This is a genomic window from Caulobacter sp. P1_D6 (genome assembly GCF_056406095.1).
The window spans coordinates 56,300-82,493 of sequence record NZ_JBFUAW010000029.1; the positions used below are offsets into that span (position 1 = coordinate 56,300).

At 68.8% G+C, this 26,194-nt stretch carries 24 protein-coding genes and 1 tRNA gene; 10 read left to right on the forward strand and 15 right to left on the reverse strand.

Translation table 11 applies throughout. The features are described from left to right. Positions 1-193: 193 nt before the first annotated feature. Positions 194-270 (reverse strand) — tRNA-Arg (locus tag AC1DYP_RS16775). A 230-nt stretch (positions 271-500) separates the two neighbouring features. Here AC1DYP_RS16775 and ggt point away from each other — a divergent pair. After that, positions 501-2,228, forward strand: coding sequence for a gamma-glutamyltransferase (gene ggt / locus AC1DYP_RS16780; RefSeq protein WP_477047290.1), 1,728 nt, complete (start codon positions 501-503; stop codon positions 2,226-2,228). Between the two features lie 40 nt (positions 2,229-2,268). Here ggt and AC1DYP_RS16785 read toward each other — a convergent pair whose 3' ends face one another. From AC1DYP_RS16785 to AC1DYP_RS16805, 5 genes are read right to left on the reverse strand one after another with little or no spacing between them, the layout of a single operon-like run. Next, a complete protein-coding gene (locus AC1DYP_RS16785) occupies positions 2,269-3,783 on the reverse strand; it encodes a sensor histidine kinase (RefSeq protein ID WP_477035148.1) in 1,515 nt (504 codons plus the stop codon). Between the two features lie 9 nt (positions 3,784-3,792). Next, positions 3,793-4,530, reverse strand: coding sequence for a TVP38/TMEM64 family protein (locus tag AC1DYP_RS16790; protein ID WP_477035147.1), 738 nt, complete (start codon positions 4,528-4,530; stop codon positions 3,793-3,795). Then, positions 4,527-5,603: a quinone-dependent dihydroorotate dehydrogenase gene (locus AC1DYP_RS16795; protein WP_477047291.1), complete on the reverse strand. Its 1,077-nt coding sequence runs from the start codon at positions 5,601-5,603 to the stop codon at positions 4,527-4,529. Before AC1DYP_RS16795 ends, AC1DYP_RS16790 begins: the two co-directional genes overlap by 4 nt. Next, positions 5,600-5,944 carry a DUF952 domain-containing protein gene (locus AC1DYP_RS16800; protein WP_477047292.1) on the reverse strand — a complete coding sequence of 115 codons (345 nt, stop codon included), beginning with the start codon at positions 5,942-5,944 and terminating at the stop codon, positions 5,600-5,602. The genes AC1DYP_RS16795 and AC1DYP_RS16800 overlap by 4 nt, the downstream gene beginning before the upstream one ends. Further along, positions 5,941-6,453: a SixA phosphatase family protein gene (locus tag AC1DYP_RS16805; protein ID WP_477047293.1), complete on the reverse strand. Its 513-nt coding sequence runs from the start codon at positions 6,451-6,453 to the stop codon at positions 5,941-5,943. Before AC1DYP_RS16805 ends, AC1DYP_RS16800 begins: the two co-directional genes overlap by 4 nt. A 77-nt stretch (positions 6,454-6,530) precedes the next feature. Between AC1DYP_RS16805 and metX the strand changes: the two genes are divergently transcribed. From metX to AC1DYP_RS16820, 3 genes are read left to right on the forward strand one after another with little or no spacing between them, the layout of a single operon-like run. After that, positions 6,531-7,688 (forward strand): homoserine O-acetyltransferase MetX, encoded by a 1,158-nt coding sequence (metX, locus tag AC1DYP_RS16810; RefSeq protein ID WP_477047294.1) that lies wholly within the window; start codon positions 6,531-6,533, stop codon positions 7,686-7,688. Continuing rightward, positions 7,685-8,353: a methionine biosynthesis protein MetW gene (gene metW, locus AC1DYP_RS16815; RefSeq protein ID WP_477047295.1), complete on the forward strand. Its 669-nt coding sequence runs from the start codon at positions 7,685-7,687 to the stop codon at positions 8,351-8,353. Before metX ends, metW begins: the two co-directional genes overlap by 4 nt. Next, positions 8,350-9,153 (forward strand): endonuclease/exonuclease/phosphatase family protein, encoded by an 804-nt coding sequence (locus AC1DYP_RS16820; protein WP_477047296.1) that lies wholly within the window; start codon positions 8,350-8,352, stop codon positions 9,151-9,153. Before metW ends, AC1DYP_RS16820 begins: the two co-directional genes overlap by 4 nt. On the opposite strand, the gene AC1DYP_RS16825 is transcribed toward AC1DYP_RS16820, so the two are convergent. Further along, positions 9,083-10,618, reverse strand: a complete 1,536-nt coding sequence (locus tag AC1DYP_RS16825) for a phospholipase D-like domain-containing protein (RefSeq protein WP_477047297.1) — start codon at positions 10,616-10,618, stop codon at positions 9,083-9,085. The genes AC1DYP_RS16820 and AC1DYP_RS16825 overlap by 71 nt on opposite strands. A gap of 93 nt (positions 10,619-10,711) precedes the next feature. Here AC1DYP_RS16825 and AC1DYP_RS16830 point away from each other — a divergent pair, with 93 nt between their 5' ends. Next, positions 10,712-12,268: an MFS transporter gene (locus AC1DYP_RS16830; RefSeq protein ID WP_477047298.1), complete on the forward strand. Its 1,557-nt coding sequence runs from the start codon at positions 10,712-10,714 to the stop codon at positions 12,266-12,268. A gap of 3 nt (positions 12,269-12,271) precedes the next feature. Here AC1DYP_RS16830 and AC1DYP_RS16835 read toward each other — a convergent pair whose 3' ends face one another. Together AC1DYP_RS16835 and AC1DYP_RS16840 are read right to left on the reverse strand one after the other, a co-directional pair. Continuing rightward, entirely contained in the window at positions 12,272-12,616 is a 345-nt protein-coding gene (locus AC1DYP_RS16835; protein ID WP_422178578.1) for a P-II family nitrogen regulator, read from the reverse strand. A gap of 29 nt (positions 12,617-12,645) precedes the next feature. After that, positions 12,646-13,452 (reverse strand): class I SAM-dependent methyltransferase, encoded by an 807-nt coding sequence (locus tag AC1DYP_RS16840; protein ID WP_477035138.1) that lies wholly within the window; start codon positions 13,450-13,452, stop codon positions 12,646-12,648. Between the two features lie 77 nt (positions 13,453-13,529). Between AC1DYP_RS16840 and gloB the strand changes: the two genes are divergently transcribed. Both gloB and AC1DYP_RS16850 read left to right on the forward strand, forming a co-directional pair. After that, positions 13,530-14,276: a hydroxyacylglutathione hydrolase gene (gloB, locus tag AC1DYP_RS16845; RefSeq protein ID WP_477035137.1), complete on the forward strand. Its 747-nt coding sequence runs from the start codon at positions 13,530-13,532 to the stop codon at positions 14,274-14,276. 2 nt (positions 14,277-14,278) lie between these two features. Next, positions 14,279-14,746, forward strand: coding sequence for a cupin domain-containing protein (locus AC1DYP_RS16850; protein ID WP_477035136.1), 468 nt, complete (start codon positions 14,279-14,281; stop codon positions 14,744-14,746). Positions 14,747-14,750: 4 nt separating this feature from the next. Here the strand turns inward: AC1DYP_RS16850 and AC1DYP_RS16855 are convergent, their stop codons facing one another. Further along, complete coding sequence (locus AC1DYP_RS16855; RefSeq protein ID WP_477047299.1) at positions 14,751-16,496, reverse strand: flavin monoamine oxidase family protein; 1,746 nt, start codon at positions 16,494-16,496, stop codon at positions 14,751-14,753. 145 nt (positions 16,497-16,641) lie between these two features. After that, positions 16,642-18,543: a peptide MFS transporter gene (locus tag AC1DYP_RS16860; protein ID WP_477047300.1), complete on the reverse strand. Its 1,902-nt coding sequence runs from the start codon at positions 18,541-18,543 to the stop codon at positions 16,642-16,644. 184 nt (positions 18,544-18,727) lie between these two features. Between AC1DYP_RS16860 and AC1DYP_RS16865 the strand changes: the two genes are divergently transcribed. Then, entirely contained in the window at positions 18,728-19,282 is a 555-nt protein-coding gene (locus AC1DYP_RS16865; protein WP_477047301.1) for a DUF427 domain-containing protein, read from the forward strand. A 113-nt stretch (positions 19,283-19,395) separates the two neighbouring features. Then, a complete protein-coding gene (locus AC1DYP_RS16870) occupies positions 19,396-19,554 on the forward strand; it encodes a hypothetical protein (RefSeq protein ID WP_477035132.1) in 159 nt (52 codons plus the stop codon). A gap of 7 nt (positions 19,555-19,561) precedes the next feature. Here the strand turns inward: AC1DYP_RS16870 and AC1DYP_RS16875 are convergent, their stop codons facing one another. Further along, complete coding sequence (locus tag AC1DYP_RS16875) at positions 19,562-20,950, reverse strand: aminotransferase-like domain-containing protein (RefSeq protein WP_477047302.1); 1,389 nt, start codon at positions 20,948-20,950, stop codon at positions 19,562-19,564. A gap of 123 nt (positions 20,951-21,073) precedes the next feature. Between AC1DYP_RS16875 and AC1DYP_RS16880 the strand changes: the two genes are divergently transcribed. Next, positions 21,074-21,934 carry a DMT family transporter gene (locus AC1DYP_RS16880; protein WP_477047303.1) on the forward strand — a complete coding sequence of 287 codons (861 nt, stop codon included), beginning with the start codon at positions 21,074-21,076 and terminating at the stop codon, positions 21,932-21,934. A 28-nt stretch (positions 21,935-21,962) separates the two neighbouring features. Here the strand turns inward: AC1DYP_RS16880 and AC1DYP_RS16885 are convergent, their stop codons facing one another. The 3 genes from AC1DYP_RS16885 to AC1DYP_RS16895 all read right to left on the reverse strand — a co-directional run bounded on the left by AC1DYP_RS16885 (position 21,963) and on the right by AC1DYP_RS16895 (position 26,167). Continuing rightward, positions 21,963-23,321, reverse strand: coding sequence for a glutamate--cysteine ligase (locus AC1DYP_RS16885; RefSeq protein WP_477047304.1), 1,359 nt, complete (start codon positions 23,319-23,321; stop codon positions 21,963-21,965). Between the two features lie 196 nt (positions 23,322-23,517). Then, entirely contained in the window at positions 23,518-25,305 is a 1,788-nt protein-coding gene (locus AC1DYP_RS16890) for a hypothetical protein (RefSeq protein ID WP_477047305.1), read from the reverse strand. Positions 25,306-25,450: 145 nt separating this feature from the next. Further along, positions 25,451-26,167: a 16S rRNA (uracil(1498)-N(3))-methyltransferase gene (locus AC1DYP_RS16895; RefSeq protein WP_477047306.1), complete on the reverse strand. Its 717-nt coding sequence runs from the start codon at positions 26,165-26,167 to the stop codon at positions 25,451-25,453. Positions 26,168-26,194: the final 27 nt, after the last annotated feature.

The window sequence follows — 26,194 nt, forward strand, 5'->3', positions numbered from 1 at the left end:
TACTCTCCATCCGGCGATCGGGACAATCTAGACCACCCAGATCAACGCGACCGACGCCGAAAGTCACCGCGTGGACACGCTGTCCGCCGCCGAGATCAAGATCATGGGAAAAGGGACCGAACCGCTTCGGACATCGGCCGCTGCAGGCGGCGACCGGTCTGCAATTCTGGAGGTTCTCGGCTCTAGACCGAAATGGCGCGCCCGGAACGATTCGAACGTCCGACCCTCAGATTCGTAGTCTGATGCTCTATCCAGCTGAGCTACGGGCGCGCACTGCCTTTCGGCGAGGCGGGGGAGATAGCCCGGACCATCCAGGGACGCAAGCGCCTTTTGATGCAGAACGCGCGAAGTTTGTGGAGAAGGGCTTCCAGGCCTTGACCCGCAAGGCTCCGCTCCCTTCTTGAAAGGAACGACCTTGGCCGCGCGGGGATCGCCACGGCGCGCTCCCCGTTTCCGTGACCAGGGCTCATGTGACCAGAGTCCCTCGACGAAAGTTCGCCATGCGCCTGATTACCCCGCTGCTCATCGCCCTGCTCGCCGGCTGCGCGCCGCTCTCGGCCGAGGCCCGGCCGCCCGCGGCGGCTCCAGCCCCCGCCTCGGCGCCGGCCTACAAGCCCAGCGGCATGGTGGCGGCGGCCAATCCCCTGGCGGTCGAGGCGGGCCTGCGGGTGTTGCGCGACGGCGGCACGGCGGTGGATGCGGCGGTGGCGGTGCAGTCCGTGCTGAGCCTGGTCGAGCCGCAGAGCTCGGGCCTGGGCGGCGGCGCGTTCATGGTCTTCTACGACGCCAAGACCGGCAAGGTGACCGCCTATGACGGTCGCGAGAAGGCGCCGCAGGGAGCCACCCCGCAGCTGTTCCTGGGTCCCGACGGCAAGCCGCTGAACTTCGTGACCGCCGTGCTGTCGGGCCGCTCGACCGGCGTGCCGGGAGCCGTGGGCATGCTGGCCCAGGCCCAGAAGGAGCACGGCAAGGCCGCCTGGAACACGCTGTTCAAGGACGCCGAGGGCCTGGCCGACAACGGCTTCACCGTCAGTCCGCGCTTGGCCGGCATGATCAACAGCCCGCGCATCCCGCAGAACACCGCGCCGGACGTGATCGCCTATTTCACCAAGCCGAACGGCCAGCGCTACCAGGCCGGCGACACCCTGAAGAACCCCGCCTACGCCGCCACCCTGCGCGACCTGGCCGCCAAGGGCTCCAGCGCCCTCTACGAGGGTCCGCTGGCCCAGAAGATCGTCGACCGGCTGCACCAGGGCGACCTGCCCTCCAGCATGACCCTGGCCGACCTGAAGGCCTACAAGCCGCGCTCGGCCGACGCCCTGTGCCGGCCGTGGAAGGTCTACACCGTCTGCGTGCCCAATCCGCAGTCGAGCGGCGTGTCGGTGATCCAGGCGCTGATGATGCTGGAGCACACCGACATCGCCAAGCGCGGGCCGACCGACCCGGTGGCCTGGACGCTGCTCGCCGAGGCCGAGCGCGTGATGTACGCCGACCGCGACCGCTATGTCGGCGATCCGTCGTTCGTGAAGGTGCCCGTCGAGGGCCTGCTGGATCCGGCCTATGTCGCCGAGCGCGCCAAGCTGATCGGCGAGACCGCAGGTCCGGCCCCGAGCTTCGGCCAGCCCAAGGGCGCGCCGGCCGTCGGCCCCGACAAGACCCAGGAGCCCGCGGGCACGACCCACATGGTCATCGTCGATCCGATGGGCAACGTGGTGTCGATGACCACCACGGTCGAGAGCGTGTTCGGCTCGGGCCGGATGGTCGGCGGCTTCTTCCTCAACAACCAGCTGACCGACTTCAACTTCGCGCCCAACGACCCGGACGGCGTCCCCGGCGCCAACGCGGTGGCCGGCGGCAAGCGGCCACGCTCGTCGATGGTGCCGATCGTCGTGCTCGACAAGGACGGCAAGTTCCTGGCCGCCGTGGGCTCGCCCGGCGGCTCGGCGATCCTGTCCTACAATCTGAAAGCCATGGTCGGGGTGTTCGACTGGGGCCTGACCATGCAGCAGGCGATCAACCTGCCCAACCTGGTGGCGCGCGGCGACAGCTTCTCGGCCGACGTCGAGAAGTTCGGACCGGAGATGACCGCGGCGCTGCAGGCGCGCGGCGTGGCGATCAGGACCGGCCAGAACGAGACCTCGGGCCTGCACGGCGTGATCGTGCGGCCGGGCGGCGTGCTGGAAGGCGGGGCCGATCCCCGGCGCGAGGGGGTTGCGAAGGGGCTGTAGAGACGCCCTTCCCTCCCCTCGTGGGGAGGGAAACCAGGAACTAGGGCTTCGACCGGGCCTTGGGCTTCGCCGGTTCGGGCGGGGCTTCCGGCAGCGGTTCGGGAGTTCCCGTCAGGGTCAGGTCGAACACCGAACCGCCCGGACCTGTCTCGACCAGGGCCAGGTCGCCGCCGTGGCCCTGGGCCAGCTCGCGGGCGATGGCCAGGCCCAGACCCGTGCCGCCGCGCCGCACTGAACCCACGAACGGCTGGAAGAGGTTGTTGCGCGCCTTCTCCGGCACGCCCGGACCATCGTCGGACAGCCGCAGGACGCTCATGCCCTCGACCCGGCGCAGTTCGACGAACACCCGGCCCTTGCCGCCCCGGTCGGGCGCGCCCTCGATCGCCTCGCGGGCGTTGCGCAGCAGGTTCGTCAGGATGCGGTGCAGCTGGTCCGGATCGGCGACCACCTGCTCGCGGTTGTCGATCACGGTCTCCAGAGCCACGCCGGAGGGCTGCAGGCCGGAGTCCTCGGCGGCCATGTCCAGGGCCGCGCGCAACGGCGTGGTGCGCAGGGCCGGGGCCGGCTCCTTGGACTTGCCATAGGCCATGACGTCGCTGGCCAGGGTGATGGCGCGGTCGAGGGCCCGTTCGAGGCGCGGCAGGGCCTGGGCCACCTTGGGGTCGCCCAGGGCGGCCAGGCGGTCGGACGCCATCTGGGCGCTGGTCAGCATGTTGCGCAGGTCGTGATTGATCTTGGCCACCGCCTCGCCCAGGGCGGCCAGGCGGGCCTTGGCCTGCAGGGCGGTGATCAGGTCGGACTGCATCATGTCGAGCTCGCGCTCCGCCCGGCCGATCTCGTCACGGCGCCGCGAGACCACGACCCGGGCGGCCGGATCCTCGGGATCGGCGCGGAACCGCTCCATGGCCTGGGTGATGCGCTGCATGGGGCGCACCAGCAGGAAGTTCAGCGACAGATAGATCAGCCCTCCGGCCAGGCCGGCGACGAACAGCGTCACCCCGGCCAGCCGCCCCAGGGTGGCGACCAACTGCGCCTTCAGGGGGGCGTCGGGCAGGACGATCTCGACGAACTCGGCCTCCTGGCGGAAGCGCGGCTCGGCCATCACCCGCACCATGCTGCCGGGCGCGCTCTTCAGGGTGAAGAACGGGGCGGCCAGCCAGGAGCCGGAGTTCTGCCGGCGCAGGTCGACCAGATAGGGCGTCTTGATCCGCAGGCCGCGCGGCTCGGCGGGCAGGACGAGGCGACGGGCGCCGTCGACCTCCAGGGCCACGATCACCACCCCGGCCTGGTCCAGAAGCTGCTGGGAGACCTTGTCGGTCACCCGGCGCTCGGGATCGGCGTCGGCGATGGTCGAGGCCAGTTCGGCGGCCCGCACGCGGTCCAGCAGCCACTGCTTCTCGAAGTCGGCCAGGGCGGGGGGCAGGATCAGGGCGCCGGCGATGGCCACGAACAGGGCGGTCAGCAGCAGCAGACGCGCCGACAGGCCTCCAGGCCACGGGAAGCGACGCCCTGGCTTGGCATTTTCCGGAACGGACGGCGTGACCGGCTCGGTCATCTGTCTGGGTTACTTCAGGTCTGGGGCTTCGGCAACGCGTCGGCGTCGCCAATAGCGCCACAGGGGCGGCAACAGGGCCAGCCCGCCCATCGCCGCGATCGGCAGATAGATGCGCGGCGAGAACAGGGTGTGCATCGTCACCGGCTCGCCGCTGGCGAAGATGTGGCCCAGGCCCGCGCCGATGCCGGCATAGACGAACGAGCTGGGCACCATCCCCAGGAACGAGGCCAGGAGATAGGTGCGCACCGGAATGTTCATCAGGCCCGAGGCGACATTGACCAGCAGCAGCGGGAAGGCCGGGATCAGCCGCAGGGTCAGCAGGTAGGAGAAGGCGTCGGCCTTGAACCCCTCCTCGACCCGCGCCAGCAAGGCGCCGGGCTTCCTGCGCAGGAAGTCGCCGAAGGCCGTCCGGCAGACCAGATAGACCACGGTCGAGCCGCCGGTCGCGCCGGTCACCGCCGCCGCCCCGCCGCCGATCGGTCCGAACAGGAAACCACCGGTCAGGGACAGGATCAGGGCGCCCGGCAGCGAGATCGACACCGTGGCCACGTAGATCAGGATGTAGATCACCGCCGTCTTCAGCGGATTGGCCGCGGCGTAGGTCTGCAGGGCCTGGCCCTGGGCCTGCAGGGTTTCCAGGTTGAGCCGCCCCGCCAGGCCGGTGGTCAGGGCCACGACCAGCAGGATCAGCAAGGCGGCCAGCGGTCCGAAACGGCGCAGCCAGGCCAGGGTGGTGTCGGGCGTCATCCCGCGCCGACCGCGTCGGTCACCGAGGCGAAGCCCTCGGCGCGCAGTCGGGCGGCCAGGTCGGTCTTGATCCGCTGGACCAGGCCCGGCCCGCCATAGACCAAGGCCGAATAGAGCTGCACCGCGCAGGCCCCGGCGCGGATCTTGGCCAGGGCGTCGGCGCCCGTGGCGATCCCGCCCGCGCCGATCAGCGCCAGGTGGCTGTGGTTGGCCGCATGGAAGCGGGCCAGCATGGCCGTGGAGGCGGTCAGCAGCGGCCTGCCGGAAAGGCCGCCGCTCTCGCCCTTCTGGGGCGAGGTCAGGTCGTCGGGCCGGGCGATGGTGGTGTTGCTGACGATGATGCCGTTCAGGCCGTTGGCCGCGACCGTCTCGACGATGGCCTCGACCTCGCCGTCCTCCAGGTCGGGCGCGACCTTCAGGAAGATCGGATAGTCGACCGTGCCGGCCGCCTTCAGCAGGCCCCGCGCCTCGGCGATCTTGCCCAGCAGGTCCTCCAGCGCGGCCTTGGTCTGCAGGGCGCGCAGGCCAGGCGTGTTGGGCGAGGAGATGTTGACGGTGAAATAGTCCGACAGGCCCCACAGCCGCGTCAGGCCGGTGACATAGTCGGCGATGCGGTCGGTCGCGTCCTTGTTGGCCCCGATATTGGCGCCGACGATGGGCTGACGCCCTCCGGAGCCCCGGCGGGTCTTCAGGGCCGACAGGCGGGCGGCGAAAGGCTCCAGCCCCTCGTTGTTGAAGCCCATGCGGTTGATCACCGCCTGGTCTTCGGTCAGCCGGAACAGGCGCGGGCGCGGATTGCCGTCCTGGGCCAGAGGCGTGACCGTGCCGCACTCCACGAAGCCGAAACCGGCCTGGGACATGGCGGCGGGAACCTCGGCGTTCTTGTCGAAGCCGGCGGCCAGGCCCACGCAGTTGGACAGCGGCAGGTGGGCGATCGTACAGGCCAGGATCGGGTCGTCGACGTCGGTCTGGCGCGGCCCCAGGCCCATCTTCAGGCCCTTGATCGCCCAGCCGTGGGCGTCCTCGGGATCCAGCGCGTGCAGGGCGCGTGCGGCGATGTCGTGAAGGCTCATGCCGGCAGCTCGCCCAGCATCGGCACGCCGTCGGCGTCGAGCTCGAGCGCCCGCTCGGCGATCACCTCGTCGACCTTCAGGTCGCGGAACAGATGCGGGAACAAGGCCCCGTCGCGCGAAGCCTCCCATTTCAGGGCCTCGCCCAGGTCATCGGCCTCGACGGTCAGCAGCATCAGGCTGGCCTGGCCCTTGAAGTACAGCTGGGCCGTCCGTTGGGCGGTGTCGTGGCCGGAGAAGTGGATGAAGCCGTCGGCCAGGTCGACCGCCGAGCCGGCGAAGGCTCCGGCGGCGCGGGCGGCGTCCCACTCGGCCTTGGGAAGGATCTTGTAGATCTTGCTCATTCGCCGCCGTGTCCGCCGTTTTCCGATGCATAGAACAGGTGGCTCAAGGTCGGGGCTCCATCGGCGTCGATCGCAAACACCGCGACGGTCGCGGTGGGGAACTTGCCGCGCAACTGGGCCAGCTTGGCGGGATCGGCCGGACCGCCCATGGCCAGGCGCAGGGCCAGCTCGTGGAGTCCGGGATTGTGGCCCACGACCATGACGGTTCCGCTGTCGGGCGCGTCCTCGCGAATCGCCGCCAGCACGTCCTGCGCCTCGGCGTGATAGAGGTCGCGGCGGGTTTCGACGCGCGTCTTGGGGAAGGCCGGGGCCGCAGCCTCCCAGGTCTCGCGGGTGCGGCGGGCCGAGGAGACCAGGGCCAGATCCGGCGACAGGTCGGCCTTGGCCAGCACCTTGCCCATCAAGGCGGCGTCGTTCTGGCCGCGCGGCGCCAGGGCGCGCTCGAAATCGCCGCCCGAAGCGGCGTGCTGCTCGGCCTTGCCGTGGCGCATGAGGATCAGTCGGTCCATGATCCTCCATAGCCTTCACCGGAGCGCTCCGGAAGCGCGCGGTTGACACAGAAGTCGCCAAGCGGTCCAAGGCGGGCATGGCAAATCTCGATTTCGCCGGGGCTGTGCTTTCGGAGGGCGGAACCTGGCGGTTCCCGGCCCATCAACCTTTGCGGCTCGACTCCGGCGCGACCCTGGAAAATCTGGAGATCGCGTACCGCACCTGGGGCACGCTGAACGAGGACGGGACCAACGCCGTCCTGATCTGCCACGCCCTGAGCCTGGACCAGCACGTGGCCGGAACCCACCCCGTCAGCGGCAAGGCCGGCTGGTGGACGCGCCTGGTCGGCCCCGGCCAGCCGGTCGATCCGGCCCGGCATTTCGTCATCTGCTCCAACGTGATCGGCGGCTGCTCGGGCTCGACCGGTCCCGCCTCGATCAATCCCGCCACCGGCAAGCCCTACGGCCTGAGTTTCCCGGTGATCACCGTCGCCGACATGGTGCGGGCCCAGGCCATGCTGGTCGAGGCGCTGGGCGTGGAGAGCCTGCTGGCCGTGATCGGCGGCTCCATGGGCGGCATGCAGGTCCAGCAGTGGGCGGCCGACTATCCGGACAAGATGTTCAGCGCGGTGATCGTGGCTTCGGCCTCGCGCCACTCGGCCCAGAACATCGCCTTCCACGAGGTGGGCCGCCAGGCGATCATGGCCGACCCCGACTGGAAGGCCGGGGCCTACGCCCAGGGCAAGTCGCGTCCGGAAAAGGGCCTGGCCGTCGCGCGGATGGCCGCCCACATCACCTATCTGTCCGAGCCGGCCCTGCAGCGGAAGTTCGGCCGCGAACTGCAACGCGACGGCCTGTCGTGGGGCTTCGACGCCGACTTCCAGGTCGAGAGCTACCTGCGCCACCAGGGGGCCAGTTTCGTCGACCGCTTCGACGCCAACTCGTACCTCTACATCACCCGGGCGATGGACTATTTCGACCTGGCCGCCAGCCATGGCGGGGTGCTGGCCCGAGCCTTCGCCGGCGCGCGCAACGTGCGCTTCTGCGTGCTGTCGTTCACCAGCGACTGGCTGTACCCGACCGCCGAGAACCGCCACATCGTCCGCGCCCTGACCGCCGCCGGCTGCCGCGCGGCTTTCGTCGAGATCGAGAGCGACAAGGGCCATGACGCCTTCCTGCTGGACGAGCCGGTGATGGATGCGGCGCTGCAAGGCTTCCTCAGCTCGGTGGAACGGGAGCGGGGGCTCTCTAAATGATCCGCGAAGACTTCAAGGAGATCCTGCGCCTCGTCCGCCCAGGCTCCCGCGTGCTGGACGTCGGCTGCGGCGAGGGCGTGCTGCTGGACCTGCTGACCCAGGAAAAGCAGGTCGACGGCCGCGGGCTGGAGATCAGCGCCGCCGGCGTGGCCGCCTGCATGTCGCGCGGCCTGTCGGTAGTGCAGGGCGACGCGGACCAGGACCTGGACCACTTCCCCGACCGCACCTTCGACTACGCGGTGCTGTCCCAGACCCTGCAGGCCACACGCCGGCCGCGCCACGTGCTGGACGAGCTGCTGCGGATCGCCGACCGGGCCGTGGTGTCGTTCCCCAACTTCGGCCACTGGCGGGTGCGCTGGTCGCTGCTGCATCGCGGACGGATGCCCGAGACCGAGGCCCTGCCCCTGCCGTGGTGGGCGACGCCCAACATCCACCTGTGCACCCTGGCCGACTTCCTGGCCCTGACCGAGGACCTCGATGTCCGCATCGACGCCTGCGCCGCCTTCGCGGGCAACGGCCCGGCCCGGCAGATCGACCCGACCAGGACCCTCGAGAACTGGCGGGCGGAAACCTGCCTGTTCATGCTCAGCCGCAACCCCGCGCCCGCCGGCGCCGCGTCGGCGGCGGAACCTCCAGCCCCCTCAGGCGATCTCTTCGACGGATGAAGCTTCGTCTCATGACCTACAATGTCCACCGTTGCGTGGGCACGGATCGCAAGCTCGACGTCGAGCGTGTGGCCGAGGTCATCGCTGCGGAAAACGCCGACGTGGTCGCGCTCCAGGAACTGGACGTCCGCCGGGCCCGCACCAAGGGCGTGGACCAGGCCCACCGCCTGGCCGAACTGCTGAAGATGCGCTCGCACTTCCATCCGGCCATGGCCGTCGAGGAAGAGCTCTACGGCGACGCCATCCTGACCGCCCTGCCGGAGAAGAAGGTCAAGGCCGGCGGCCTGCCGCTGTATCCGCTGATCCCCGGCCTGGAGCCGCGCGGCGCGATCTGGATCACGGTCGACGTCGGCGGCACCCCGGTGCAGATCATCAACACCCACCTTGGCCTGGTGCCCCAGGAGCAGAAGCGCCAGGCCGCCGCCCTGCTGGGCGAGGGCTGGATCACCCACGACGCCTGGAAGGCTCCGGGCATCCTGCTGGGCGACTTCAACGCCACGCCCTATTCGGCCACCTATCGCCTGCTGAAGGCCGCCCTGCGCGACGCCCAGGCCCCGACCGCGACGTGGCGCCAGGCCCCGACAGCGACCTTTCCGTCGAACTTCCCGTTCATGCGCATCGACCACGTGTTCCTGACCAAGGGCGTGGAAACGGTCGGGGTGCGCTCACCCTACGGCGCCCTGGCGCGAACCGCCTCGGACCACCTGCCGCTGGTGATCGACCTGGAGATCAGTCCAGCAGGTGATCCGGCAGCACCGGCGACTGATGATCGTCCATCAGACGGTGCAGCTCGCGCTTGAGTCGCTTGCGGCGGCCCCAGGGCCGCCAGGCGTCGGTCGGCGAGATGGCGTCGCCCAGGCTCCAGTCGGCGATGAACTGCTGCACGCCGGTCAGCGACTTGATCGGCACCGGCGCCAGGCGGCGCGGCAGGCCGCCCCTGCGATCCAGTTCGTTGATCGTCGCCGCCAAGCCGCCCAAGCGGTCATAGGTCTCGAGCACGTGCTCGGTCTCGTGATCGAGGAAGTGGCCGATCAGCCGGCCCAGGAAGGCGCGTATGGCGGCTCGGCTGGTGTCGTCGGTTCCCTCGAAGGCGATGTCGCACTCGGTGTCCAGGCCGATCGAGCGGTTGTTCAGGTTCGCCGACCCCAGCCGCAGCATGCGATCGTCCATGATCGCCACCTTGGAGTGGACGATGATCGCCGCGCCCTTGGGCGTGCGGGCGCTGAAGGCCGAGAAGCGGCCGTGGACGTCGGTCTCGCGCAGGCGGTTGATCGCCGAGGTGCGGGCGCTGTCCATGGTCATCTGGTCGAAATAGCTGGGGCTGTGGGCCGGGCCGACCGTCACCACCTCGGGACCGTCCGGCTCGGCCAGGCGGTCGGCCAGGGCTTCGACGATGATCGGCGAGGTCAGGTACTGGTTCTCCAGATAGATCAGCCGCTTGGCCGCCTTGATGCTGGCCAGGTGCATCAGCATCGACTCGTTGATCTCGGGATCGCTCTTCCAGGCCGGCTGGGTGCGGCAGATCGCGACGGGGACGTTGCGCAGGTCGGGGACCAGGTGGTCCGGCCAGGGCGTCTCCTCGGCCTTCTCCGAGCGCTCAAGCGCCTCGCCGGTCGACCGCTGCCAGCGGGCGATGAACAGGTCGCCCAGGGCCTCGGCGGCCTTGCCGTCGACCAGGGCCGCCACTTCGTGCCGAGCCGGATAGTGGTGGCCGGTCGGCAGGCGACGGCGCGGATCGTTGTCCAGGTGCTGGGTGGTGTCCCAGCGGTCGACGCCGATGTCGCCGCCGCTGACCAGGGCCACGCTGCCGTCGACCACGACCACCTTCTGGTGATGGCAGGCGCTGGCCGGCAGGGTGTTGTCCAGGTGGTATTTGACCCGCGAGCCGGTGAAGAACACCTGGCCGCGATGCGGGCCGAACAGCTGCGAGGCTGCGATCGGGAACGGCATGTCCCAGACCAGGATCCGCACGTCGAGCCCGGGGTTCAGCGCCGCCTGGCGACGCAGCAGCAGGCCGATGCGGTCGACATGGGCCGGGTCGCGGCTCTTGCGCACCCGGTCGGGGTCCAGCCGGGTCAGCGGATCGAACACCCAGGCCAGGATCCAGATCGACTTCCGGGCCGACAGCAGAATGGACTTCAGGGCGTCGAACGCCTCGTCGTTGTCGATAAACAGCGCCAGCCGGTCGGCCTGCTCCACGCGCCAGCAGGTGGCGCCCGGACGGAGAAGCGAAGCGGAGGTCAGCGAGGATGCGTCGTCGGCCATGTCGCCCCTTTGTGCCACGGAAATTCGTCAACGCACGGACCCATGTTATGGCTGCGCTTGGATAGAAGTCTCCCGCATGTTTGTTGGACGCCCATGACAGCCCAGACGCCCGCCCATCACGTCCTCGCCGACCGCAAGCGCCTGTGGGCCTTCTGGCTGGGCTGCCTTGTGGTCACGGCGGGCGTCGTGCTGCACGTGCCGATGTACCTGATGGGCGCCGACATCGGCTACCAGCTGGCCGGCATGAAGATGGACCTGGGCATGACGGTGGGCATGCTGATCATCCCGCCCGGCTGCGCCCTGGCCGGCTGGGGCCTGCTGCCCCGACACGGCGTCGACCATCACCTGGAGCACACCGTCGAGGTCACGCCGCCGGAGGACGCGCCGCTGTCCATGGCCCACTGGTGGCTCATGCTGGTGCTGGTCGTGGCCCTGATCATCGACATCATGAAACCGGCCAGCCTGGGCTTCGTGGTGCCCGGCATGATCAAGGAGTACGGCGTCAGCAAGTCCATGGTCGCCTGGCTGCCCTTCGCCGCCCTGAGCGGCACGGTGACCGGCTCGATAATCTGGGGCGCCCTGGCCGACATCTTCGGACGGCGCGCCTCGATCCTGCTGTCGGCGGTGATGTTCGTCGGCACCTCGATCTGCGGCGCCATGCCCGATTTCTGGTGGAACGTGATCATGTGCTTCATGATGGGCGCGGCCGCCGGGGGCCTGCTGCCGGTGGTCTACGCCCTGCTGGCCGAGACCATGCCGTCCAAGCACCGCGGCTGGGCCCTGGTGCTGGTCGGCGGCCTGGGGGCCGTGGGCGGCTACCTGGCCTCGTCCGGCTGTTCGGCCTGGCTGCAGCCGGAGTTCGGCTGGCGGATCATGTGGTTCCTGAACCTGCCGACTGGCCTGATCCTGATCGCCCTCAGCGGCGCGATCCCCGAGTCCGCCAAGTTCCTGATGACCATCGGCCGCATCGACGCCGCGCACACCGTCATGAAGCGGTTCGGCTCGGTGGTCCGCGAGAAGGTCGACACGCCCGAGGATCATCACCACGTCCTGACCCCGCCGCCGGTCGAGCGGCGCTTCATCGGCAAGACCTTGGCGCTGAGCATCGCGGCGGTGGCCTGGGGCCTGGTCAATTTCGGCCTGCTGCTGTGGCTGCCGGCCGAACTGGTGGCCGAGGGCCACAGCGTCGGCGTCTCCAGCCAGCTGCTGGCCAAGTCGGCCCTGATCGCCTTCCCGACCGTCTTCGTCTGCGCGTTCCTGTACAGCCGCTGGAGCACCAAGTGGTCGCTGGCGGCGACGATTGCCGTTAGCGCTTTGGGCGTGGCCGGCGTGCTGACCATCGGCCCCGGCGTCAGTCCCGTGCTGCCGGTCGCCCTGATGATCATCGGCACCAACGGCCTGCTGGCCATCCTGCTGCCCTACACGGCCGAAAGCTTCCCGCTGCGGATTCGCGGCCGGGCCACCGGCTGGGTGGCGGCGTGCAGCAAGTCGGGCGGACTGATCGCCCAGCTGCTGGGCATCCTGGCGGCCGTGCCGCCGCTGAAGGTCGCCGCCCTGATGATCATCGCGCCGCTGGCCCTGGCCCTGGTCCTGGTGGCGTGGTTCGGCACCGAGACGCGCGGACGCGACCTGCGGGAGCTGGAGGGGTAGCGGCTAGCCCGCGATCGCCGCGGCGTCGCGTTCGCCGGTGCGGATGCGCAGGGCCTGTTCCAGGTCCATGACGAACACCTTGCCGTCGCCGATCTTGCCAGTGTTGGCGGTGCTCTGCAGGGCCTCGACCACCGGCTCGACCACGTCGTTGGCCACGGCGATCTCCAGCTTGACCTTCGGCAGCAGCTTCACCTCGTACTCGGCGCCGCGATAGACCTCGGTCTTGCCCTTCTGCCGGCCGTAGCCGCGAACCTCGGTGACCGTCAGGCCCGAGGCGCCCGCCTCGGTGACCGCCTCAAGCACGGCGTCAAGGCGGCTGGGCTTGATAATGGCGACGATCATCTTCATGGCGCGGCTCCCGCTGACGACGGCTTGTTCTACGACTTGAAGCTAGGCCCGGGAATCGATGGCTCCAAGGGCTTTGCGGCATTTAGATTACGCGGCGCCTTTCGAACAGGCGCCGGACCGCCCGGCGAGGGCTGCAACACGCCCGGCGCGAACACCCGCACCCGCGCACGGCTGCCGCGCGGCTTGACGGCGAAGGTCTGCTTGACCGCCTCCATCAGGATCAGGCCGGCGAAGCGCGGCCACAGGCGGGCGCCGACCTGCTCGAACCCCTCGGCCCAGCGCGCCGCCACCGGCATGGGCGGGGCGTAGAGGGCCCGGGTCCAGCCGGCGGGCTCCAGGTCGGCCTCGCGCAGCAGGGCCTCCAGCTGGTGACGGCTGAACGGCCGGCCATGGCCGAAGGGCGTGCTCTCGGCCCCGGCCCACAGGCCGTCGCGCGAGGCCACGGCGACGATCAGCCGGCCCGACGGCGCCATGACCCGCCAGATCTCGCGCAGGACGGCGGCAGGGTCGTCGGCCTCCTCCAGGGCGTGGACGGCCAGGATGCGGTCGAACATGGCGTTGGCGAACGGCAGGGCGGTCTCTTCGACCAGGGTGGCGGCGTTGGCCCCGCCGTTCGGCCAGACCTCGACGCCCTGGGTGGCCGGCATGGCCGCCACAACCCGGCGGGCCTGGGTGCGGGCCTTGTCGAGGAAGGGCGTGGCGTAGCCCAGGCCCAACACGTCCAGTCCCCGCGCGTCGCCCCAGGCCTCCTCGACCTTCCGGCCCAGCATCTCGCGGGCCGCGCGTCCGAGCGGGCTGGCGTAGAAGGCTCTGAGATCGAGCACGTCGCGGCGCATTGAGTCTCCCGATCGATGGCTTCATCTATGTAGGCGGGCCGACCCTTCGCGTCACGCCCCAGTCCGGAGTCGAGAGCATGTCGCTGACCGTCCACCAGTTCCCCTGCCTGTCGGACAATTACGGCTTTCTCGTGCGCGACGACGCCACGGGAACGACGGCGACGATCGACACGCCCGACGCCGACGCCATCCTGGCCCAATTGGACAAGCTGGGCTGGAAACTGGACCTGATCCTCAACACCCACTGGCACCCCGATCACGCCGGCGGCAACGCGGCGATCCAGGCGGCCACCGGCGCGACGATCGTCGGCCCGCAGGAGGTGACCCGCATCGCGCCGCTGGACCGCCCCGTCGGCCAGGGCGACACCGTGATGCTGGGCGAGACGCCGCTGGCGGTGATCGACACCGGCGGCCACACCCTGGGGCACATCGCCTATCACGACGCCCGCGACCACATCGCCTTCGTCGGCGACACCCTGTTCGCCCTGGGCTGCGGCCGGTTGTTCGAGGGCACGGCCGAGCAGATGTGGGGCTCGCTGTCCAAGCTGACCGCCCTGCCCGACGACACCACCGTCTACTGCGCCCACGAATACACCGCCTCGAACGCCCGCTTCGCATTGTCCGTGGACGACGCGCCGGTGCTCAAGGATCGCGCGGCGGCGGTGTTCGCCGCCCGCGAGCGCGGCGAGCCGACCGTGCCGACCACCATCGGCCTGGAGAAGGCGACGAATCCGTTCTTGCGCGCGCCCCTGCTGCGGCCCCATCTGGCGCCGGCGGAGGCGTTCGGCGAGATTCGCGCCGCCAAGGACGACTTCAAGGGGTGAGCATGTTGTCGGAAATCTCGGGCGAGCTAAGCGGCAACGAGGTCATTCGCTTGCTCGATCTGCAGCCGCACCTCGAGGGCGGCTGGTATCGCAGAACGTTCGAGGACACCCCGGCCGAAGAGGCCCGCCCGGCCTCGACCGCGATCTACTACCTGCTGCAGGCCGACGAAGTGTCGGCCTGGCACAAGATCGACGCGGTGGAGGTCTGGCACTACTACGCCGGCGCCCCGATGAAGATCACCATGTCGCCCCCCGACGGGCAGGGCGCGACCGTCCACGTCCTGGGCCCCGACCTGCGGGCAGGCGGCCTGCCGCAGCTGGTGGTGCCGACCGGCTGGTGGCAGACCGCCGTCAGCCTCGGGGCCTGGACCCTGGTCGGCTGCACCGTGGCCCCCGGCTTCCACTTCGACGGCTTCGAACTGGCGCCCAAGGACTGGCGGCCGCACTCCCAGGCGCCGCGCCGCCCCTAGGCCGTCAGGAGCAGGCGCAGATCAGCGGATAGTTGGTCGTGTCGGCGATGGTGGTCATGCCGTAGTAGTCGACCAGCACCGACTCCGCCGTGCAGAACGCCCCTTCCACCCAGGCCTGGTCGTTGGAATAGGCCTCGCCGATGATGAACAGGTTGGCGGCCGGGGCGCCGTCCACCAGGCCGGTGGGCTGGCGGATCTTCTGCATCACGTCGCAGATGTCGTAGTGCGCCGCCCAGGCGTGGTAGCCCGCCCCGAACGGGTTGAACGAGAAGTCGTTGTACACCGCCGACACCGGGTACGGGATCTTGTAGGCGTCGTCGGGGCTGCCGTAGTGCACCTTGGCCAGCTCCAGCAGCACCATGCGGACCATCGTCTCGTTGGCCGTCGCGGGCGCATGGAGGACCTGGTAGTCCTCCTCCAGCGGGATGGTGCGGCGCTCGTCGACGTGCAGCTCCAGTTCCTGCCAGAACTGCACGTATTGCATGTCGTCGTACGAGGCGAGCACGCCGTAGACGGGGTTGGGGTTGCCGTCGCTGTTGTCGCCGAAATAGTAGACCTGGCGCAGCGGCAGGTCGGTGATGGTCGGGCCGAAGGTGTTGGGCAGGCCGTCGCTGGTCAGGTCCGGCGGATAGGGGCAGGTCTCCCACCAGGGGCTGTCGAAGAACAGCATCACCCGCATCGACGGCTGGCGGATCACCCCGTCCATGTAGAGCTGCACGGGCCGCTGGTTCATGATGTCCAGCGTGCCGGCCGGCAGGTCGGCGTAGCGCGTGGCCTCGGCCACCAGGTCCAGCGAGGCCGGCGGCATCGCCAGGAGGGCGTTCGGCGTGGTCAGGGTCGGCCCGCCCTTGAACGGGTCGGCGGCGCTGGCCAGGCGATAGTTTATCACGCCGTCCGCCAGCCAGACCGAATGCAGCCGCGTATTGGCCTGCAGCGAGAACGCCACCCCGGCGTCCTGCGCCGCCGCGCGGGTCTGCTGGAACAGCTGGACGAAGACCTGGGAGTAGCCGCCCTGCACGGTCTTGAACTGGCCGCCGGGCGCGAACTCGCTGTTGTAGACCGCGGCGTTGGCGGCGTTCCAGTTGATGACGTTGGAGGTGTAGCCGCCGGCGTCCGAGGCGTACTCGTAGCCCTCGTTGCCGGCCTGGTCGTAGAAGATGTTCCAGTAGCCGATGTTGCCGGCGGTCGACCCCGGCGCATAGACGAACGAGTTGAAGGTCGGCGGCAGCACTCCCGTCCCGTAGAACGTGCACTGGGCGGTGCGGGTGGCGGGCGCCGGCGTGCCGGTGATCAGGTTGGAGATGTTGGCGAACAGCGTCGCGGCCGGGGCGGCGTTGTTGCCCGGCGTGTTGTAGGGCGCGTTCTGGGTGGCCAGGTTCTTCTGGTAGATGTGCTCGCCGCGCAGATAGAGCAGCGGGTCGGTGGTGGTGTTGAACGGCACGACCTGAGGCCCCAGGCCGAGCATGTTGATCGTCAGGGTGACCAGCTGGTGGCCCTGGGTTCCGTCCCATTCGATGAACCGCATGCCGCCGGCCTCGACATAGGACTGGGTCGGATCGTCGTTGCAGAAGTGGGTCACGATCCGGCCGGCAGGCAGGCGGGTGCCCGAGCCTGGACCGTCGAAGGCGTAGTCGCCCCACTCGATCAGCTCGATGCTGTCGCCCGCCACGGCCTTGCCGCCGGTGACCAGCCGCCAGGCCGTGTAGAGGCCCGCCGGCCCCGCGCCGAAGATGGTGTAGGCAGTTCCCATGACGCCCTCCCGAGACGGCGGCTTCGCGCCGCTAAATCGACCATAGCGTGCGATGGAGAATTATTCGCGTCAACTTGGCGCTTGAGCTTCGGCCATGAAAAAAGGCCCCGGATCGCTCCGGGGCCTTTCTTGTCTGGGCGAACGCCTAGGGGGCGATCGAGGCCGGTTCGGCGACCGGCTCGGGGTTGGTGTCGTCCGAGCCGTGCGACCACTTCTTGAGGACCGGCGACAGGGCCAGGAACAGCACGCCGATGGCGATCGAGATCAGGCCGATGATCTTGAACACCAGCAGCGACTGGGCCATGGCCGCGGCCGGATCCAGCACCTGACCGCCGATGGTCTCGGTCGAGGCGATGCCGGCGATCCAGCCGGCGACCAGGTTGCCCATGGCCAGGGCCATGTACCAGACGGCCATCACGAACGAGACGATCGACAGCGGCGACAGCTTGGTCATCTGCGACAGGCCGACCGGCGACATGAACATCTCGCCCGAGGTGTGCAGCATGTACATGAGCACCAGGAAGATCAGCGGCATCCGGAACGCACCGTCGGCGAACTGGGCGCCGACCAGCAGGATCAGGAAGCCCGCGCCCACCTGGATCAGCGACAGGCCGAACTTGACCATCGGACCCGGATTGCGGCCGCGCCTGCCCAGGAACGTCCAGAGGGCGGCGAACACCGGGGCGAAGATCAGGATCCAGCCGGCGTTGAGCGCTTGGGTCTGGGCCGCGTTGAACGAGGTGTTGACCCACAGCTTGCCGGCCGTGCTCCAGCCCGCCGCGGCCAGTTGCTCGGGCGAACCCAGCACCACCGCGCCGCCGAACCACTGCACCGGCTGCGACAGCAGGACGAGGTTGACGTTGGTGGCCGCGAACAGGTTCAGCGACGAACCGGCCTGTTCGAACAGGGCCCAGAATATCACCGCGCCCAGCACCAGCACCGTGGCCAGCAGCAGCCGCTCGCGCTCGACCTTCTCGCACTTCACGAAGGCGAACCACAGGATGTAGACCAACGACAGGACGCTGCCGGCGATCAGGGTGACGCTGACCACCGGGGTGTACTGCACCAGGAAGAAGATCACCCCGACCAGGCCCAGCGAGGCGGCGTAGATCAAGCCCTCGCGGTTCACCGGGCCCAGCACCGGAGCCTTCAGCTTGACCGGCTCTGGCGGTTCGCCCTTGCCCAGCAGCCAGGGCTTGCCCAGCACGAAGACCACGAAGCCGGCCAGCATGCCCAGGCCCGCCATGCCGAAGCCCGCGCCCCAGCCCAGGTTTACCCCCAGCAGGCCGCAGAGGATGGCGGCCCAGAACGAGCCCAGGTTGATGCCGTAGTAGTAGAGGGTGAAGCCCGGGTCGCGGCGCGGATCGCCCTGCGGATAGAGCTGGCCCACCAGGGTGGCGACATTGGCCTTCATGAAGCCCACGCCGACGATGATCAGCGAAAGCGCCAGCCAGAAGATGTTCAGGTACAGCGGATCGCGGTCCTTCACGTCCAGCTTGTACTGACCCTTGGGCAGAACCGACGGCAGGGCCGACTGGGCCGGCAGGTTCTTGATCTCGAAGTCGCCCGCCGCGTTGGCCGCCACGTCGTACGGCTTGTCGCCGACGACGATCTTGGCCACCCGCTCCTCGCCGCGGCCCTTGACCTGGAACTCGTAGGTCTGGCCGGCGTACTGCAGGGTCTGGGTCGCCGGGCGGCCCTCGACCGCCATGGTCAGGTGGCCCGCCACCAGCAGGATCGCCCCGAAGGCCACGGCCTTGCGGGTGCCCAGATAGCGGTCGGCCAGGAAGCCGCCGAGCAGGGGCACGATGTAGACCAGCGAGGTGTAGGAGCCGTAGTGGCCGCCGGCGGTCTTGGAATCAAAGAGGAAGTGCTGGGTCAGGTAGAAGATCAGCAGCCCTCGCATGCCGTAGTAGGAGAAGCGCTCCCACATCTCGGCCAGGAAGCAGATGATCAGGCCGCGCGGATGGCCCCGCAACAGCTGGATAAGCACGGGAACACCGGTCACGAGCGTGACCAGGATGCCGGCGGCGACAACGATATTCATTCACGAACCTTGAAACGTACAAGCGGGCGGGCGACCGACAGGTGGTTTCGCCCTCCCCTCCCCAATTGGCGGGGAGAAGATCACGGCGCTTTGCGTTTCACAAGCAATGGCTTGCCGCTTCGGAGCCCCGCTCCCCTCCCGCGCGTTTCCTAGGCGGCGCCCTTCTCAGGCGGGAGAATTCACCATGACCGACCCGACCCAGGACCACCCCATCACCTGTTCGCGCGAAGACGGACGGGTCGAAGTGCTTTTCGAGGGCCACGAGATCGCCGACAGTGGCGATGTCCTGATGCTCAAGGAGGCCGATTACGCCCCGGTGCGCTATTTCCCGCGCGCGGACGTGGCCATGGACTTCCTGCAGAAGACCGACAAGGTCACCCACTGCCCCTACAAGGGCCAGGCCAGCTACTACACGATTTATCGCGACGCCCAGATCATCGAGAACGCGGTCTGGTCGTACGAGAACCCGCTGCCCGGCGTCAGTCAGATCGCCGGCCGCCTGGCCTTCTATCCCGAGCACGTGGATTTCAAGCGCGCCGGCCTTACCGCGGCCGAGACCCGGGCGGTCGATGTCGACGAGGTGGTCCGGCACACCGACAGCGGTTCCGGCTCCAGCCAGGCCGAGCATTGGGCGCCCAATGTCTCGATGCCCGACGACGCGGCGTGGGAGGGCGACGACATCCGCGAAGAGGGGCCGGCGCACATCGCAAAGCCCTATGAGGGAACCGGATCAATCTGAGCCACGTTGAACCGGCTACAAGTGTAAAGCGTTCGTTAACCTTTCAAGCGCTGCAATATCCGCAGCGCTTAGCGCGAAGCCTCCTCTAGAGAGGCGTCCCTGGGAGAAACGTCGTGGCTTACGTCGGTTATGATTCCGGTATGCGGCCGTCGCCCGGCGCCGCGCGCTCGCGTCCCGCCCGCGCCAAGCTGGCCTGGGGCCGGCTGGCGGTCGTGGCGGCCAGCGTGCTGGCCTGGGTTGGGATCATCGCCGGCTTCCGCGCGATCTTCTGAACCGCGCCTAGGCGCTCGCCAGGGCTTGTTTCAGCACCGCGTAGACGCGCGGGTCCTGCATCTGCCCAACGTTGAACCGCATGAAGTCCGAGGCCTCCTGCGGGACGCTGAAGACGTTTCCCGGCGCCAGGATCACGCCTTCCAGCAGCGCGGCCCGCGCGATGTCCGACGCGTCCTTGCCATCCGGCAGCCGCCCCCAGAGATAGAAACCGCCCCGTGGAGCGACCCAGGTCCGCACCCCGAGGTCCGCCAGCCTGGCCGTCGCGTCGCGCCTGGCGCCCGATAGCCGGCGCCGCAGCGCCTCCACATGCCGCCGATAGTCGCTGTCCATCAGGCTGCTGAAGACGAGTTGGGCCGCCACCGGGCTGGCGCCGCCGAAATTGGTGGCGACCTGGAGATCGACCATCGCCTCGATCCATTCCGGCCGCGCCGCGATGTAGCCGCAGCGGACCGAGGCCGACAGAGTCTTGGAGAAGCTGCCGATCCGGATAACGTTGACCAGGCCGTCGAACGCCGCCAGGCGCGGCGACGGCTCCGGCTCGAACTCGGCGAAGATGTCGTCCTCGACGATGATCAGGCCATGAGCCGAGGCGATCGTCAGCAGCTTGTGCGCGGTCTGCGCCGATATCGTCGCGCCGGTCGGATTGTGGATCGCGGAATTGGTGATGTAGAGGCGCGGCTTCTCCTCGACCAGGACCTGCGCGAACCGCGCCACGTCCGGGCCGGTGGGCGTATAGGGCGCGCTGACGATACGCACCTTGTGGGCGGCGAGCAGGGCCTGGAAGTTGAAGTAGCAGGGGTCGTCGACCAGGACCGTGTCGCCGGGGCGTAGCAGGAACCGGCAGATCAGGTCGATCGCCTGGGTGCCGGACGAGGTCAGCAACAGTTGCTCGGGGCCGACATCCAGGCCGTCGCCCGCGCAGCGCCTGGCCAGCAGCTGTCGCAGGTCCAGCAACCCCCGCGAATTGCCGTAGTCGGCCAGCACGGCGTCGTCGGCGCGGGCCAGGCCGCGCATGGCGCGTCGAAGGATCGCGTTGGGCATCCAGTCCGACGGAAGCCAGCCGCACCCGGGCTTCAGCGCCTGCGGCTCCGCATCCAGCGACTGGCGCGAAACCCACAGCGGATCGATCGCCCGATCCGCTCTCGGCTGGAGATCGTTGACGACCGGCGTCGCGACGCCCGCGGAAACATAGAAGCCCGACCCCGGCCGCGAGAGCACCACGCCCTCCGAGACCAGCCGGTCATAGGCCTCGACGACGGTCGAGGGCGACACCTTCAAGCTCGCGGCGAGGCCCCGGATCGAGGGCAGCTTGTCGCCATGCGACAAGGCCCGGCTGGAGATCCTGCCGCGGATCGCCTCCATCGCCTCGCCGGTCCGGCTCACGGCCTTGCTCATTCACCCGCACCTCAACTGTGCGGCCTAGCGTAGCATACAGTTCGCCCCAGATCGTACTGACCGTTCCGGGTCATGCGCGACCGCCTCGACTATGCCTCGCGCTGGCTTTTCGGGGACGAGCAGATGGAACAGACATCAAAGGGATGGGGCAGCGGCCTTCTGGGCGTGATCATCTTCAGCGGTTCGCTGCCGGCCACGCGCGTGGCGATCGGCGGCTTCGAGCCGGTTTTCCTGACCTCGGCCCGAGCCGTGATCGCCGCCGTGCTGGGCGTGGCCCTGCTGCTGGCGCTGAGGCAGGCGCGGCCGGCCAGGTCGGACCTGCGCCCGCTGGTGATCGTGGCGCTGGGTGTCGTGGTCGGCTTTCCGTTGCTGACGGCCCTGGCGCTGCAGCACATCGACGCGGCCCACTCCATCGTCTTCATCGGCCTGCTGCCGCTGGCGACGGCGATCTTCGGCGTCCTGCGCGGCGGCGAGCGCCCCAAGCCGGCGTTCTGGGTCTGCTCGATCATCGGCAGCCTGTCGGTCGCGGGCTTCGCCGTCTCGCGGGGCGGTTCGGGATCGCTGGCCGGCGACCTGCTGATGGTGGCCGCGGTCGTCGCCTGCGGCCTGGGCTACGCCGAGGGCGCGGTCCTGTCCCGCAGGCTGGGCGGCTGGCAGGTGATCTGCTGGGCGCTGGTGCTGTCGCTGCCCCTGATGACGATCATCGCGCTGGTCACCCTGCCCCGGACCTGGAGCGGGATCGGCGCGCCGGCCTGGCTGGGCCTGGCCTATGTCTCGGTCTTCAGCATGCTGGTCGGCTTCGTGTTCTGGTATCGCGGCCTGGCCTTGGGCGGCATCGCCAAGGTCGGACAGCTGCAGCTGCTCCAGCCGTTCTTCGGCCTGACGCTGGCCGGGCTGCTGCTGCACGAGCCCGTCGCCATGACCATGATCGCGGTCACCGCCGTGATCGTGCTGTGCGTGGCCGGGGCCAAGCGGTTCGCGTGAGGGCGCGCTGGCCTCAGCCCCGAAGGCCTCAGTATGCGAAGTCCTCGAACACCCGGTTGATGTCGCCCTTCCAGGCGCCGTTGTAGAGCGACAGCAGCCGTTCGGCGGGGGTGATCCCGGTGGCGGCGATCTCTTCCAGGTCGCCTAGATAGATCGTCTCGTCCAGGAAGCCGCCGTTCAGGTGGGCGCGCGACTTCAGGCCCGACTTGGCGATGGCCACGAAGTCCTTGGCCACGTCCTGGGCCGTGCGGCCGGCCACCACGGCCTTCAGGCCCAGCTTCGGCACGTCGCGGCGCAGGCCGGCGCGATCCTCGGCCGTCCAGTGCTTGCAGAGGTCCCAGGCCGCGGCCAGGGCCGCGTCGTCGTAGAACACGCCGGTCCACAAGGCCGGGAGGGCGCAGAGGCGGCTCCACGGCCCGGCGTCGGCGCCGCGCATCTCCAGATAGGTCTTCAGTCGCACCTCGGGGAACAGGGTGGTGGTGTGGTCGGCCCAGTCCTTGATCGAGGCATGCTCGCCCGGCAGCTCGTCGATCTTGCCGTCGATGAAGTCGCGGAAGCTGCGGCCGGCCAGGTCGATGTACTTGTCGCCGCGCTTGGCGAAGTACATCGGCACATCCAGGGCGTAACGGGCGTAGCGCTCGAAGTCGAAGCCGTCCTCGAACACGAAGTCCAGCAGGCCGGTGCGGTCGGCGTCGGTGTCGGTCCAGACGTTGGCGCGGGCCGACAGGAAGCCGTTGGGCTTGCCCTCGGTGAACGGCGAATTGGCGAACAGAGCGGTGACGATCGGCTGCAGGGCCAGGCTCATGCGGAACTTGGCGACCATGTCGGCTTCGCTGGAGAAGTCGAGATTGGCCTGCACGGTGCAGGTGCGCAGCATCATGTCCAGGCCCAGGCCGCCGACCTTGGGCATGTAGTTGCGCATGATCACGTAACGCCCTTTGGGCATGACAGGAACTTCGTCACGCCGCCAAACCGGCGAGAAGCCCAGGCCCAGGAAGCCCAGGCCCAGCTCGTCGGCCACGGTCTTGACCTCGTCCAGGTGCTGGCCGGTCTCCTCGCAGATGTCGTGCATGGTCAGCAGCGGCGCGCCGGACAGCTCGAACTGTCCGCCGGGCTCCAGGCTGACATTGGCGCCGTTGCGCTCCAGCCCGATGATCGTCGGGCCTTCCATGACTGGCTTCCAGCCGAAGCGCTGCAGGCCGGTCAGCAGGGCGTGCACGCCCTTGTCGCCCTCGTAAGGAACGGGCGTGTGGTCCTTGAGGTAGAAGCCGAACTTCTCGTGCTCGGCGCCGACCCGGAAGGCTTCCTTGGGCTTGGAGCCCTGGGCGAAATAGGCGGTCAGATCGTCCAGCGTCAGCGGACGCTCCTGGCTCGCGGCTTCGGCCATCGGCCATCCCTCCCAAAACACGCATCAAGAAGGGAGGGGCAAACCCTCCGACCCGCCCGCGAACTGTCGTGCTGCGCAGTTGGGCGTTTTCTTAGCGAACCTCAAGAGGGACGCCCAGTCTTTCGCAACAAGGAAGGTTCGGTCGAGCTTCCGGCCTCGCCTCCCTCGCAAGGCATGGCGTCGGTCGCGTCGAGCTTCAATTGACCTTGCCGAGCGGCGCCCAATTGGGCGTACCCTTCTCATGAGGCTCGTCGGTGAGGGCGTGGACTTCAGAGCCATCGGCTCGCATGACGAAAATCTCGCCGTAGGGCTGCGGATTGGCCGGATGCAGAAGGGCTTCGTCCTTGAACCCTCCCCGGGCGCTCGTGAAGGCGATCCACTGACCGTCCGGTGACCAGGCGTTGTGGGCGTCGTTGCCGCGCGAGCGTGTCAGACGCTTGAGGTTGGAGCCATCTGGGCGGATGGAATAGATCTCGTAGTCACCGTCGATATCGGCGGTGAAGGCGATGACGTCGTCGGTGGGCGACCAGGCCGGGAAATTATAGTGCGCCGCCCCGGTCAGAAGGACGCGGGAAGCTCCGGTGTCCAGGTCGATGATATCCAGCGCGCGGATCGCGCCAGCCTGGCGATAGACGAGATGGCGGCCATCGCCCGACCAATCGGGAAAGCCGAAATTCCCGCCGCCGTGGGTGAGTATCCGCAAGGCCCCGCCCTTGGTGTCGATGACGGCGATGTCGGCCTGGGCCGGCCCCTGGAGGTTCTGGAAGAACTGACCCAGCCCGAAGGCGATCCGGTCTCCCTGGCGTGACCAGGTGGGCGCCAGGGCGCTCTTCTCGGCGTCGCCGAACAGCACGGACGCTCGCGATCCGTCGGCCTGCATCATCAGTATGCTGTTGTGCAGGATGCCGGCGGTCTTGTCGTTGCTGACCCGACGGTCGCCCGAAGGCGAATAGGACGGAAAGACGCCGACACGCTTCAGGGCAAACCTCGGATCGAGGGAAACCCATCGGTGATCCGGCGGCCACGCCTGCTCGACCTCACGATGAAACACCATGCGACGACCGTCCGCGGACCAGCTGGGACTGCTGAACTGGCCCCGAGCCCCAGGAGAGCCCGCCACCCGCTCAACGCCGCCTTCGGGCCCACCGCTGACATAGCCGATCTGACTGGACGCCAACCAATGCGGCGACCACTTCTCCCCGGCGCCGGACGTCAACACCTCCCGCGCGCCGGTCGTCAGGTCGACCGTCTCGATCTGACTGACACCGCGCGACCGCAGAGGACTGGTGATGTTGCGCACCTCGGCGATCGTCGTCGCGTAGAAAGCCAGCTTGGCGCCGTCCGGCGACCAGGTCGGGCTGCCGCCGTATTGCTGGTTCTGGGTGATCCGTCGAAGCTGCGAGCCGTCCGCCTTCACCACGTAGATCTCGGTCGAATGCCGGATCGTGAAGTCACCCTTGGGACTGCGGGGATTTTCGGAATCGCGGTCCGATGAAAAGGCCAGCCACTGTCCGTCCGGGGACCAGGACGGGCGAAAGTCGCCTGCGGCGTTGTTCGTCAGGTTGCGCAGCGCCTTGCTGGCCAAATCCAGCAACCAGATGTCGGCCTGGCCGCTACGGCTGGAGACGAAGGCCAGTGTCCGGCCGTCGGGCGACAGGGCGGCTTGATCGTCAAAGGCGGGCGAGGCCACCAAGGCTTCCAATCCGCCGCCATCGGGGTGCCCACGGTAGATGTCCGAGTTTCCCGCGCGTCGCGACGTGAACAGCACCCACTTTCCATCGGGTGAGAAGCTGGCGTTGGAATCGAGTTCGGCATGCGGCAGGAACGGCCTGGCATGGCTTCCGTCCGCGTCGGCGATGAAGATGTCGCTATTGAGCGGGGCGAAGCTGGCGAAGGCGATTTCATAGGTCGGCTCCGCCGCCAGGACGGGCAAGCCGCTCCAGGCCAAAGCCAACGTGACGATTGTGCGTGCGAACGTTTTCATGGGTCGCCCCCAATGCTGGGACGACTATCAAGGAGCGCACCCGACAAGTCCATCGCAGGTTGTGCCCGGAAGTGAACTCTCGACGTGGCTATGACTTTGCAGGTCGCGCCGGACGCGGCCCGAAGCTATCGCGGAGGCACCGCCGCTAGCGCCAATCCCCCGCGGCCGCTTGCCACAGCGTCATCGCCGCGATCGCCGCTGTATCCGCCCGCAGGATGCGAGGGCCCAGCGACACCGGAATGACGAACGGCAGGCTCCGCAGGCGCTCGCGCTCCTCCGGAGCGAAGCCGCCTTCGGGGCCGATCAGGATGGCGGCCGGGGCGGGCGCTTCCTTGGCGGCCTCGATCAGGGGGCGGGCGTCGCCGCCTTCGTCGCAGAAGATCAGCCGGCGCTCCGGATCCCAGCCATCCAGAATCTTGTCCAGCTTCAGCGGGTCGTCGATGACCGGCACGTCCAGGCGGCCGGTCTGCTCGGCGGCCTCGATGGCGATGGCGTCCAGGCGACCCAGCTTGAGGAAGTCGACATTGGTCCGGCGGGTCTGGGTCAGGCGCACCCGGCGCGCGCCCAGTTCGGCGGCCTTCTCGACGATGGTCTCGACCCGGCCGCGCTTGACCATGGCGATCACCAGGTCGAGGTCGGGCGCGTGGTCCTGCTCGCGGGTCTGGGCCTCGCAGCGCAGCAGGCAGCCGCGCTTGCCGGCCTCGGTCAGGCTGCAGCGCCACTCGCCGTCCTGGCCGTTGAACACCAGGATCTCGTCGCCGACATTGAGCCGCATCACGGCGGACAGGTAGCGCGACTGATCGACGGTGGGCGCGACGCCGGCGCCGGCCTTGAGCGGATGAGGAACGAAAAGACGGATCATGCCGCTCTTCTAGCGCAACTGAACCGG

Bases quoted from the DNA above. Each gene is read 5' to 3' on its own strand.
- ggt (WP_477047290.1), top strand. From the start codon at position 501: ATGCGCCTGATTACCCCGCTGCTCATCGCCCTGCTCGCCGGCTGCGCG.
- AC1DYP_RS16785 (WP_477035148.1), bottom strand. From the start codon at position 3,783: ATGACCGAGCCGGTCACGCCGTCCGTTCCGGAAAATGCCAAGCCAGGG.
- AC1DYP_RS16790 (WP_477035147.1), bottom strand. From the start codon at position 4,530: ATGACGCCCGACACCACCCTGGCCTGGCTGCGCCGTTTCGGACCGCTG.
- AC1DYP_RS16795 (WP_477047291.1), bottom strand. From the start codon at position 5,603: ATGAGCCTTCACGACATCGCCGCACGCGCCCTGCACGCGCTGGATCCC.
- AC1DYP_RS16800 (WP_477047292.1), bottom strand. From the start codon at position 5,944: ATGAGCAAGATCTACAAGATCCTTCCCAAGGCCGAGTGGGACGCCGCC.
- AC1DYP_RS16805 (WP_477047293.1), bottom strand. From the start codon at position 6,453: ATGGACCGACTGATCCTCATGCGCCACGGCAAGGCCGAGCAGCACGCC.
- metX (WP_477047294.1), top strand. From the start codon at position 6,531: ATGGCAAATCTCGATTTCGCCGGGGCTGTGCTTTCGGAGGGCGGAACC.
- metW (WP_477047295.1), top strand. From the start codon at position 7,685: ATGATCCGCGAAGACTTCAAGGAGATCCTGCGCCTCGTCCGCCCAGGC.
- AC1DYP_RS16820 (WP_477047296.1), top strand. From the start codon at position 8,350: ATGAAGCTTCGTCTCATGACCTACAATGTCCACCGTTGCGTGGGCACG.
- AC1DYP_RS16825 (WP_477047297.1), bottom strand. From the start codon at position 10,618: ATGGCCGACGACGCATCCTCGCTGACCTCCGCTTCGCTTCTCCGTCCG.
- AC1DYP_RS16830 (WP_477047298.1), top strand. From the start codon at position 10,712: ATGACAGCCCAGACGCCCGCCCATCACGTCCTCGCCGACCGCAAGCGC.
- AC1DYP_RS16835 (WP_422178578.1), bottom strand. From the start codon at position 12,616: ATGAAGATGATCGTCGCCATTATCAAGCCCAGCCGCCTTGACGCCGTG.
- AC1DYP_RS16840 (WP_477035138.1), bottom strand. From the start codon at position 13,452: ATGCGCCGCGACGTGCTCGATCTCAGAGCCTTCTACGCCAGCCCGCTC.
- gloB (WP_477035137.1), top strand. From the start codon at position 13,530: ATGTCGCTGACCGTCCACCAGTTCCCCTGCCTGTCGGACAATTACGGC.
- AC1DYP_RS16850 (WP_477035136.1), top strand. From the start codon at position 14,279: ATGTTGTCGGAAATCTCGGGCGAGCTAAGCGGCAACGAGGTCATTCGC.
- AC1DYP_RS16855 (WP_477047299.1), bottom strand. From the start codon at position 16,496: ATGGGAACTGCCTACACCATCTTCGGCGCGGGGCCGGCGGGCCTCTAC.
- AC1DYP_RS16860 (WP_477047300.1), bottom strand. From the start codon at position 18,543: ATGAATATCGTTGTCGCCGCCGGCATCCTGGTCACGCTCGTGACCGGT.
- AC1DYP_RS16865 (WP_477047301.1), top strand. From the start codon at position 18,728: ATGACCGACCCGACCCAGGACCACCCCATCACCTGTTCGCGCGAAGAC.
- AC1DYP_RS16875 (WP_477047302.1), bottom strand. From the start codon at position 20,950: ATGAGCAAGGCCGTGAGCCGGACCGGCGAGGCGATGGAGGCGATCCGC.
- AC1DYP_RS16880 (WP_477047303.1), top strand. From the start codon at position 21,074: ATGGAACAGACATCAAAGGGATGGGGCAGCGGCCTTCTGGGCGTGATC.
- AC1DYP_RS16885 (WP_477047304.1), bottom strand. From the start codon at position 23,321: ATGGCCGAAGCCGCGAGCCAGGAGCGTCCGCTGACGCTGGACGATCTG.
- AC1DYP_RS16890 (WP_477047305.1), bottom strand. From the start codon at position 25,305: ATGAAAACGTTCGCACGCACAATCGTCACGTTGGCTTTGGCCTGGAGC.
- AC1DYP_RS16895 (WP_477047306.1), bottom strand. From the start codon at position 26,167: ATGATCCGTCTTTTCGTTCCTCATCCGCTCAAGGCCGGCGCCGGCGTC.